The organism is Kocuria sp. CPCC 205258, from assembly GCF_040981005.1.
In the GTDB taxonomy this organism is placed as follows: Bacteria; Actinomycetota; Actinomycetes; order Actinomycetales; family Micrococcaceae; genus Kocuria; species Kocuria rosea.
This window is the reverse complement of the sequence record NZ_JAVKPS010000007.1, coordinates 224710-234317: the sequence shown is the minus strand read 5'-3', so window position 1 is coordinate 234317 and position 9608 is coordinate 224710. Positions and strand designations below refer to the sequence as shown.

Below are 9608 nucleotides of genomic sequence, written 5' to 3'. Positions count from 1 at the left end.
CTGCCGCGGATGTGCGACCTCATGTTGCCGATGTCCCGAGACATGCCTTGCCTATGTCCTGAACCAGCACATTGCCCCCGCAACCACGGAAGGCCCCCGGACCGTCACGGTCCGGGGGCCTTCGCCTTGCCCGGAAGACACCGGGCGGGAAGGAGCCCCCACGGCCGCGGCCGTGGGGGCTCCTCCCTGCCCGGGGACGGGGCGGGGTCAGACCTCTTCGGAGGAGACGATCCGCTCGGCGTTGCGGGACTTCAGGGCGGCGAGCCGGGCCTCGATCTCCGACTGCTGGCCCAGGGACTCGAGGGACTCGAACTGCGCGTCCAGGGAGGACGCGGCGAGCTCCTGCTGGCCCAGGACACGGGCCTCCTCGCGGCGGATCTTGTCCTCGAAGCGGGAGACCTCGCTCGTCGGGTCGAGCACGTCGAAGGCCTTGAGCGCGTCCTGGACCTGCGACTGCGCCTGCGCGGTCTTCTGCCGGGCGTTGAGCTCGTCCCGCTTGTTGGACAGCTCCTGGAGCTTGCCCCGCATCTTGTTGAGCCCGTCCTTGAGCTTCTCCACGACCTGGGTCTGGGACTGGATCTGCGGTTCGGCGCCGCGCGCCTCCGTCTCGTACTGGATCTGGCGCTGGAGGGCGACCTTGGCGAGGTTGTCGAACTTCTCGGCCTCGGAGGACTTGCCGGCGCCCCGGTACTCCTCGGCCTTGTTCGAGGCCGCGAGGGCCTTGTTGCCCCACTCCTGGGACTCGCGCACGTCCTCCGCGTGGTCCTGCTCGAGCAGGCGCAGGCTGCCGATGGTCTGCGCGACGGCGGCCTCGGCCTCGCGGATGTTCTCGGTGTAGTCGCGCACCATCTGGTCCAGCATGAGCTGGGGGTCCTCGGCGGCGTCGATCATGCCGTTGATGTTGGCCTTCGCGAGCTGGGCGATGCGGCCGAAGATGGACTGCTTGATCATGGTTCCTTCTCTCCTCTGGTGCTTCCCGGGACGGGCTCCCGGGATCGTGGGTCGGACGGGGACGGTGGATCGGTCAGGGGTCACGAGGCGGACGAGGGTCAGAGGGGCGGCGGTGCGCGGTGCCCGTCCGCCGGCGCCGGGCACCGGTCGGCGCGGATCAGAAGCTTCCGCCGATGCCACCGCCGAAGCCTCCGCCCCCGCCGCCGAACCCGCCGCCGAAGCTGCCGCCGAAGCCTCCGCCGCCACCGCCGAAGCCTCCGCCCCCGCCGCCGTTGAGGATCGAGCCGAGGAGGATGCCGCCGAGCATCGCGCCGCCCAGACCGCTGTTGGAGCGGCCCCGGTGGCCGCCCATTCCCACGGGCGTGCCGAAGCCGCCGTAGGAGAAGGAGTCGACGTCCTGCTGGGCGATGTACTGGGCCTCGCCGGCGAGACGGACGGCCTCGTTGGCGCAGGTCAGCGCCTCGGAGGGGTCCGACTTCCGGGCCTGCTGGGCGGCCTCCAGGTAGCGCTCGGCCTCCGCGAGGCGGGTGCGCGCCTCCGGGCCGACGCCGCCGCGGCGGGCCCAGATGTACTCGCTCGCCGAGCTCAGCTGGGCCTGCGCGGAGACGAGGGTGTGGGCGAGGGTCTCCCGCGCGGAGCGGTCCCGGTCGTTCTGGGAGCGCACCGACGCGAGCCCCTTGTCGAGCTCGTCCTTGGCCACCGCCAGGCGCCGGCTCAGGCCGAGCGGGTCGATCCGTCCCGCGCCCATCTGCTCCTCGACGGTGCGCAGGACGGCGCCGACGCCGGCGACGGCCCCGGCGAGCTCCGGGTTGGAGCCGCGCCGGACGAGGGCGTCCGCCTCGGCGACGTCCCGCTGGGCGATGGTCACGGCGTCCTTGAGGGACTCCTCGGCGTGGGCGAGCTCGGTGGCCGCGTGCTCCACGGCGTCGAGCAGGCCCCCGGCTTGCCCCACGCCCTCCTCGGCGGCGCGGATGTCCAGCACGGCGTCGCTCGTGCGCCCGGCGGCGAGGTCGGTGCGGGCCTCCTCCACGGCGGTGTCCACGAAGTCGAGCCGGTCCCGGGCCTGGTCGATGTTGTCCTTGACGGGGGCGAGCGCCGTGTCGTTGTAGCGGGCGGTGAGCTCCCGCAGCCGGGCGTCGGCCGTGCCGAAGCGGGGCCGCACGGCCTCGGCCTGGCGCCGCACCTCCTCGAGGGCCTGCGGGGCCCGGGACTCCAGCCGGCGCAGCGAGCTGAACGCCTCCTGGTGCTCCTGGAGCGGGCGCTGGGCGTCCTGGGAGCGGGCGATGATCTCGCCGAGCCAGGCCCGCTGCTGCTCCTCGGTGTCGGGGATGTGGTCCTCGAGCTGCTGCTGGAGGGCGAAGGAGGCCTGCATGTGCTTCTTGGCGTCCTGGACGGCGCGGCGGAACGGCTCGACCTGCTCGTCCCCGTACTGCAGCTGGGCGAAGGCCAGCTCCTGCTCGGAGTGCTGGATGGCGTTGTCGGTGGACACCAGCAGCTCCCCGGCCCGCTTACGCAGCTCCGGCACCGGGACCTCCTGGTAGGGGGCACCGGGGCCCTGCGGGCCGCCTCGGCCGCTTGGCCCGCCCTGCGGGGCGGACCCCTGCTGCCGGCGCTTCTTGTTGCGGGAGGCCATGCCGTAGACGGCGAGCCCGCCGAGGCCGAGCGCCCCGAGACCGAGCAGGCCGAAGCCGGCCCCGCCCCCGTCCGTGCTCTCCCCGGTCCCGGCGGGGGCGCCGGAGAGCTCGGCCTCGATGCCCTCGACGGCGCCCGCGACGGCGCCGTCCCAGTCGTCGGCCGCGAGCGCCGGGGTGATGTACTGCCGGTTGATGCGCTCCTGCTGCTCGGTGCTGAGGGGTCCCGTGGAGTACGCGGAGAAGCGCTGCTGCCGGTCCTCCGTGGCGACGACCAGCACCGCGTCCGAGCTGCCGAGCCCGTTGAGCTCGGCGAACTCCTGCAGCCACTCGTCGGGATCCGAGGGGTCGGTGAACGAGTCGACGAACACGGCGGTGAGGGTGATCCCCTCCTGGGTGGCGAGCTCGCGCACGTCCGCGGCCAGCGCGGAGGGATCCTCCAGCACCCCGGACTCGTCGACGATCCGCTCGCCGGGGGGCACGTCGACGGGCGGCTGGGCGAGAGCCGCTCCCGCGGGTACGAACAGGGCGAGCGTCAGGCCGCAGCCGGCGGCGGTCCGGCGGGCAATGGGGCGCCAGTGCATGATCTCCCTCACGTGGTCGGTGCTCCCGATTCTAGGGCGAGGGCGTGACGGCGTGGCGATCGGCGCCGGACCTACGCGCAGGGCGAAACCCCAAGGCGGCTGATGACCTGCGGGCGGGGCCCGGCGGTCCCCGGCCGCCGTCCGGGCGGCGCCCGGGGAACGACCAGGGCTCTCAGCGTCGTCTCAGTGCGGACGTGGATACTTGGGGACAGAGCCGCCCGTGCCACCCCGTCCGCACCGGGGACCGCCGGGCCCGTCCGTTTCCAGGAGGAGACCCCCATGTCCGAGCCCCGCGACCCGCGGTACGGTGCCGATCCGCAGCTCACGCAGCCCCTCCCGCCGGTCTACGGCCGTCCGGCCCACGACCCGTGGGCGTCCGGCGCCGAGCAGGACGCGCGCGCCGGCCACGGGACACCGCAGGCCGGCGGCCAGGACGCGGGCCCCTACGCCGGGGCGTGGCAGGGCGCCGGGGACCCCGCCGCCCGGCACCCGTGGGGGAACGGCACCGGGAGCGGCACCGGGGGTCGCCGGGAGCGGCGGCGCTTCTCGGGGGGATCGCTCGTGACGGGCATGGTCCTGGCCGCACTGGTCGGGGCGGGGGCGGCCGTCGGGACGGACGCCCTGCTGGACGGCGGCGGCGCGGCACCGGCGGCGGGCGGGTCGACGTCCAGCTCGGTCATCGTCAACGACCAGGACGAGGTGAACGCGGTCACCGCGGCGGCCGTGAAGGCGTCCCCGTCCGTGGTGACGATCTCCGCGTCCGGCGGCGGCCAGAACGGCTCCGGCTCCGGGGTGATCATCGACGACGAGGGCCACATCCTCACCAACACGCACGTGGTGACCCTCGACGGGACCACGAGCAGCCCCTCCCTCGAGGTGCAGCTCGACGACGGCAGGGTGCTGCCGGCCGAGGTGGTCGGCACCGACCCGCTGTCCGACCTCGCGGTGCTCAAGGTCGACGCCCAGGGGCTGACCCCGGCGACCCTGGGCTCCCTGGACGACGTGAACGTGGGCGACACGGCCATCGCGATCGGCGCGCCGCTGGGCCTCGCGGGCACGGTGACCGACGGGATCGTCTCCACCCTCAACCGGACCATCACGGTGGCCTCCTCCGCCGCGCCGTCCACGCCGTCGGAGGGCGACGGCGAGGGCGAGGAGCAGGGCGGCGGCAACGACTTCTTCTTCAACTTCCCCGACGAGGACGGCGGCTCCGGCGGCCGCTCGCAGGGATCCTCGCCGTCGGTGTTCCTCAACGTGATCCAGACCGACGCGGCCATCAACCCCGGCAACTCCGGCGGGCCGCTGATCGACACGGACGGCGAGGTGATCGGGATCAACGTGGCCATCGCCTCGGCCGGTTCCGGCACGGAGGCCGGCAACATCGGCGTGGGCTTCTCGATCCCCGTCGACACCGCCCAGCGGGTGGCCGTGGAGATCATCAACAACGGCCGGGCCACGCACGGCTACCTCGGCACGAGCGTGAGCGCCGCCCCGGGCGCGGACGGCCGGAGCCGGGCCTTCTCCGACGGCGCCGCGGTGGAGCAGGTCGTGCCCGGCTCGCCGGCCGACGAGGCCGGACTGGAGGTGGGCGACGTGATCACGGAGTTCGACGGCCACCGCATCCAGGACGCGAGCTCCCTGACGGCGGCCGTGCGTGAGCTGCCCGCCGGCGGGACCGGGACGATGACGTTCGTGCGGGACGGCGAGGAGCGCACCGCGGACGTGACGGTCGGGGACGCCGAGGAGCAGCAGTGAGCGGCGGGCCCCGGCGGGCGGCCGGTCGCCGGGGCTAGCTCCCGGCGCCCGCGAAGCCCAGCTGGCGCCAGGCCTCGTAGACGGCGATGGACGCCGAGTTCGCGAGGTTCAGCGACCGCCGGGCCGGCAGCATGGGGATGCGGACCCGCGCGGTGACGTGCGGGTCCGCCTTCACCGCGGCGGGCAGGCCCACCGACTCGGGCCCGAACAGCAGCACGTCCCCGGGGCGGTAGGCCACGTCCGTGTGCGAGACCTCGCCGTCGGTGGTGAACGCCCAGACCCGTTCCGGGGCCAGGGCGGCCCAGGCCGCGTCCAGGTCCGGGTGGACGGTCAGCACCGCGAGGTCGTGGTAGTCGAGGCCGGCCCGGCGCAGGTGCGCGGAGCCGAAGTCGAAGCCCAGCGGCTCCACGAGGTGCAGCTCGGCCCCGGTGACCGCGGCGAGGCGGATCGCGTTGCCGGTGTTGCCCGGGATCTCGGGGGTGTGGAAGAGGATGCGGAGCATGACCGCCAGTCTACGGACGCCGGACGCACACCCGGGCCGGGGCCCTAGACTGGAGTCCGTGCCGCACGAGCCCGTCTACCTCGACCACGCCTCCACCGCGCCCCTCCGGCCCTCCGCGCTCGCCGCGGTCGCCGAGCAGCTGGCCCGCGGCGGCAACCCGTCCTCGCTGCACCGCCCCGGCCGCGCGGCGCGCGCCGTCGTCGAGCAGGCCCGCGAGGATGTCGCCGCGGCCCTGGGCGCGGAGCCCGTCGAGGTGGTCTTCACCTCCGGGGGCACCGAGGCCGACAACCTGGCCGTCCAGGGCCTGTACCGGCACCGGCGGGAGCAGGACCCCCGCCGCCGCCGCGTCCTCGTTTCCGCGGTGGAGCACGCCGCGGTGTCCGACACCGTCGAGTGGCTGGCCGCCCACGAGGGCGCCGAGGCCGTCTGGCTGCCCGTCGACGCGGCCGGCCGCGTGGACCCGGCCGCCGTGCGGGAGGAACTGGCCCGCAACCCGGGCGCCACCGCGCTGCTGGCGGTCATGTGGGCCAACAACGAGGTGGGCACCGTCCAGCCCGTCGCGGAGATCGCCGCCCTCGCGGAGGAGTTCGGGGTCCCCTTCCACTGCGACGCCGTGCAGGCCTTCGGCGCGCTGCCCGTCGACGCGCACCTGCCCGGGCTCACCACGCTGGCCGTCTCGGCCCACAAGGTGGGCGGACCGGTGGGCGCCGGGGCCCTCGTGGCCGGGCGCACGGTGGGGCTGGCGCCCGTCCAGCACGGGGGCGGGCAGGAGCGCACGGTGCGCTCCGGCACCCTCGACGCCGCCGCGCTCGCCGGCTTCGGGGTGGCGGCCCGCGAGGCCGCCGCGGAGCGGGAGACCGAGCAGGAGCGGCTCGCGGGCCTGCGCGACCGGCTGGTGGAGGGCGTGCGCCGGATCGTGCCGGACGCCGTGCTGCGCGGACCGGAGGACCGGGAGCACACGGGCGCCCGGCTGCCCGGCAACGCCCACTTCACCTTCCCCGGGTGCGAGGGCGACTCCCTCCTGTTCCTGCTGGACGGCGCCGGGATCGCCTCCTCCACCGGCTCGGCCTGCCACGCCGGGGTGCCGCGGGCGTCCTCCGTGCTGCTGGCCATGGGCCTGGACGAGGCCACCGCGCGCGGTGCGCAGCGCTTCAGCCTGGGCCGCACGAGCACGGGCGCCGACGTCGACGCCCTGCTCGCCGCGCTGCCCGAGGTCCACCGGCGGGCGCTGCGCGCCGGGCTCTCCGGCGCGGCGCCCGTCTGAGCCCGCGCCCGTCTGAGCCCGCGCCGGTCCGATCCCGCACCGGCGGGGACCCGGACCAGCGGGGCCCCAGGGACCCGCCCCGCCGCGGCCGGGGAATACCGGCCGGCCGCGCCCCGTTGACGACACGGACCACGACCCCGACCCCTGGAGACGATCTCACCGTGCGAGTACTGGCAGCCATGAGCGGCGGCGTCGACTCGGCCGTGGCGGCGGCCCGCGCCGTCGACGCCGGCCACGACGTGACGGGCGTGCACCTGGCCCTCTCGCGCACGCCCGGCACCCTGCGCACCGGCTCCCGGGGCTGCTGCACGATCGAGGACTCCCGGGACGCCTGGCGCGCCGCCGACGTCCTGGGCATCCCGTACTACGTGTGGGACTTCTCCGAGCGCTTCCAGGCCGACGTCGTCGACGACTTCGTCGCGGAGTACGCGGCCGGACGCACGCCCAACCCGTGCCTGCGGTGCAACGAGAAGATCAAGTTCGCAGCCCTGCTCGAGAAGGCCCTCGCCCTGGGCTTCGACGCCGTGTGCACCGGGCACTACGCCAAGGTGGTCGAGGACCCCGCCGGCGGCCGGGAGCTGCACCGCGCGGCGGACTGGGCGAAGGACCAGTCCTACGTCCTCGGCGTCCTCACGGCCGAGCAGCTGGAGCACGTGCTGCTCCCGCTGGCCGACACCCCGTCCAAGGCCGAGGTGCGGGCCGAGGCCGCCCGCCGCGGGCTGTCCGTGGCGAGCAAGCCCGACTCCCACGACATCTGCTTCATCCCCGACGGCGACACCCGCGGCTGGCTCGCGGAGCGCATCGAGATGACCGAGGGCGAGATCAAGGACGTCGAGGGCAACGTGGTCGGCACCCACCCCGGCGCCAACGCGTTCACGGTGGGCCAGCGCAAGGGCCTGCGCATCGGCACCCCGGCCCCCGACGGCAAGCCGCGCTTCGTCCTGGAGATCCGGCCGCGGACCAACGAGGTCGTCGTGGGCCCGCAGGCGATGCTGGCGGTTGACGAGCTGCGCGGGATCCGCCCCTCCTGGGCCGGGGCGCCCGTGCCCGAGGCGGCGCCACTCCTGCGGCCCGGGGCCGCGGCCGGGGCGGCGTCGGCCCCGTTCCCCGTCCTCGCCCAGGTCAGGGCGCACGGGGACCCCGTCCCCGCCCGGGCCCACCTCGAGCTCGTCGAGGGGGACGACGGCCCGCTGCCCGAGCTCGTGGTCCGGCTCGAGGAGCCGATGCGCGGCGTGGCCCCCGGACAGTCGGTCGTGCTCTACCAGGGCACCCGGGTCCTCGGCCAGGCCACGGTCGACCGCGCCCACTCGCTGGCCCGCCCCGACGTCCCGGGCGGTGCGGGCCGGCCCGATCCCGCCCGATAGACTGGCGGCCATGACCGCACCGCACCCCCACGCCTCCGCCGACGTCCGGGCTCACCAGGACTTCGACGCCACCGCGTCCTCGCTCCAGGAGCAGGCCGACCCCCGCGTGCTCGCCGAGCTGCAGTCCATCCGCGGCACCATCGACAACATCGACGCGGCCCTGGTGCACCTGCTCGCCGAGCGGTTCAAGGCGACCCAGCGCGTCGGCGTCCTCAAGGCGACCCACGGCCTGCCCGCCGGCGACCCGGACCGCGAGGCCGCCCAGATCGGCCGCCTCCGGGCGCTCGCGGCCTCCGCACAGCTCGACCCCGAGTTCGCGGAGAAGTTCCTGAACTTCATCATCAGCGAGGTCATCCGCCACCACGTGGCCCTCTCCGAGGACCACCGGCGGCAGGACGACGACCGCCCGTGACCCGCAGCGCCCCGCCCGGCCCCCGGCGCACCGACCCCGACGTCCCCGGCGTCGTGGGCACGGCCCTCGGCGCGATGCCGGGCACGGACGTCGTCGAGTCCGTCACGCTGCTGCGCGGCGAGCTCGGGGCCCCGCACATCTCGTTCCTGCCCATCCTGCCCGCCCGCGGTGCGGCCGCCGACCCCGTGGCCCGCACCGCCGCGGTGCTCGACGACCTGTACGCGGACCGGCAGCCCCACGGGCTGCGCGTCTCCGGGGTGCCCGGCAAGGACTCCCGGTCCGCCCGGGCGCTGCTGGCCGGTGACGTCAACGTGCTCGCCGACGTGATCGGCACCGAGAGCGGCCCCGACGACGCCCCGGTCAAGACCCAGCTCGTCGGCCCGCTCAGCCTCGCCGCCCGGCTCCACCTGCACGCGGGGGAGCGGGCGCTCAAGGACCACGGCGCCCGCCGCGACATCGCGGACTCCCTGGCCTCCGGCGTCCTGGAACACGTCCGGGCGGTGCGCGCCGCGGCCCCCGGCCGGGACGTCCTCGTCCAGCTGGACGAGCCCGAGCTCGCCCGGGTGCTCGCGGGCGGCCTGCCCACGATGAGCGGCTACCGGACCCTGCGGGCGGTCCCCGCCGCGGAGGCACGGCGCTCGCTCACCGCCGTCGTCGAGGCCTGCCGGTCGGCCGGCGCCGCCGGCGTCGCCCTGCGGTTGCCGCCCGGGGTCGACCCCCGGCTCGCCCGGGAGACCGGCGCGGAAGCCGTGCAGGTCCCGGCCCCCGCCGGCACCGTCCACGACTGGGAGCCGCTCGCCGCGCTCGTCGAGGACGGCATGCAGCTGTGGCTGGGCCTCGTCCCCGCGGCCGGCGGCACGGCCCGCGCCCTCGCCGCGGACGTGTGGTCCGTGTGGCGGGACCTCGGGCTGCCCGCCGCCGCCCTCGACCGGGTCCGGATCACACCGCGCGAGGAGCTCGACACCTTGGGCCCCGCCGAGCTGCGCGAGGTCCTCGCGCGGGTCACCGGAACCGCCTCCGCGCTGGCCCGGACCGCCGCCGACGCGTGAGCCCGTCCCACCCGGTGGACCGACACACTCCGCGCCGAGGTGCGGGGCGGGCCGCAATCGGCCACAATGCAGGTGGACCCCGGTCCACCACGACGC

The 9608-nt window shown here is 75.7% G+C and carries 8 protein-coding genes; 5 read left to right on the top strand and 3 right to left on the bottom strand.

Annotation, left to right across the window (positions count from 1 at the left end; translation table 11 throughout):
• Positions 1-207 precede the first annotated feature (207 nt).
• Both RF644_RS13585 and RF644_RS13580 read right to left on the bottom strand, forming a co-directional pair.
• Entirely contained in the window at positions 208-951 is a 744-nt protein-coding gene (locus RF644_RS13585) for a PspA/IM30 family protein (protein ID WP_017833616.1), read from the bottom strand.
• Between the two features lie 157 nt (positions 952-1108).
• Entirely contained in the window at positions 1109-3166 is a 2058-nt protein-coding gene (locus tag RF644_RS13580; protein ID WP_368796869.1) for a TPM domain-containing protein, read from the bottom strand.
• A gap of 279 nt (positions 3167-3445) precedes the next feature.
• Here RF644_RS13580 and RF644_RS13575 point away from each other — a divergent pair, with 279 nt between their 5' ends.
• Complete coding sequence (locus RF644_RS13575; RefSeq protein ID WP_368796868.1) at positions 3446-4921, top strand: S1C family serine protease; 1476 nt, start codon at positions 3446-3448, stop codon at positions 4919-4921.
• Positions 4922-4955: 34 nt separating this feature from the next.
• Here the strand turns inward: RF644_RS13575 and RF644_RS13570 are convergent, their stop codons facing one another.
• On the bottom strand, positions 4956-5423 hold the full coding sequence (locus tag RF644_RS13570; protein WP_017833618.1) for a tRNA (cytidine(34)-2'-O)-methyltransferase: 468 nt from the start codon (positions 5421-5423) through the stop codon (positions 4956-4958).
• Between the two features lie 58 nt (positions 5424-5481).
• On the opposite strand from RF644_RS13570, the gene RF644_RS13565 reads away from it, so the two are divergent.
• From RF644_RS13565 to RF644_RS13550, 4 genes are all read left to right on the top strand, one after another.
• Entirely contained in the window at positions 5482-6687 is a 1206-nt protein-coding gene (locus RF644_RS13565) for a cysteine desulfurase family protein (RefSeq protein WP_368796867.1), read from the top strand.
• Between the two features lie 161 nt (positions 6688-6848).
• Entirely contained in the window at positions 6849-8051 is a 1203-nt protein-coding gene (mnmA, locus tag RF644_RS13560) for a tRNA 2-thiouridine(34) synthase MnmA (protein WP_368796866.1), read from the top strand.
• Between the two features lie 10 nt (positions 8052-8061).
• A complete protein-coding gene (locus RF644_RS13555) occupies positions 8062-8463 on the top strand; it encodes a chorismate mutase (RefSeq protein ID WP_017833621.1) in 402 nt (133 codons plus the stop codon).
• The gene (locus RF644_RS13550; protein WP_368796865.1) at positions 8460-9512 is read left to right on the top strand and encodes a hypothetical protein; all 1053 of its coding nucleotides are present in this window, start codon (positions 8460-8462) and stop codon (positions 9510-9512) included. Before RF644_RS13555 ends, RF644_RS13550 begins: the two co-directional genes overlap by 4 nt.
• Positions 9513-9608: the final 96 nt, after the last annotated feature.

What these genes read in the sequence shown, in the direction of transcription:
- RF644_RS13580 (WP_368796869.1), bottom strand. Translation starts at nt 3,166, where the DNA reads ATGCACTGGCGCCCCATTGCCCGCCGGACCGCCGCCGGCTGCGGCCTG.
- RF644_RS13585 (WP_017833616.1), bottom strand. Translation starts at nt 951, where the DNA reads ATGATCAAGCAGTCCATCTTCGGCCGCATCGCCCAGCTCGCGAAGGCC.
- RF644_RS13570 (WP_017833618.1), bottom strand. Translation starts at nt 5,423, where the DNA reads ATGCTCCGCATCCTCTTCCACACCCCCGAGATCCCGGGCAACACCGGC.
- RF644_RS13555 (WP_017833621.1), top strand. Translation starts at nt 8,062, where the DNA reads ATGACCGCACCGCACCCCCACGCCTCCGCCGACGTCCGGGCTCACCAG.
- RF644_RS13575 (WP_368796868.1), top strand. Translation starts at nt 3,446, where the DNA reads ATGTCCGAGCCCCGCGACCCGCGGTACGGTGCCGATCCGCAGCTCACG.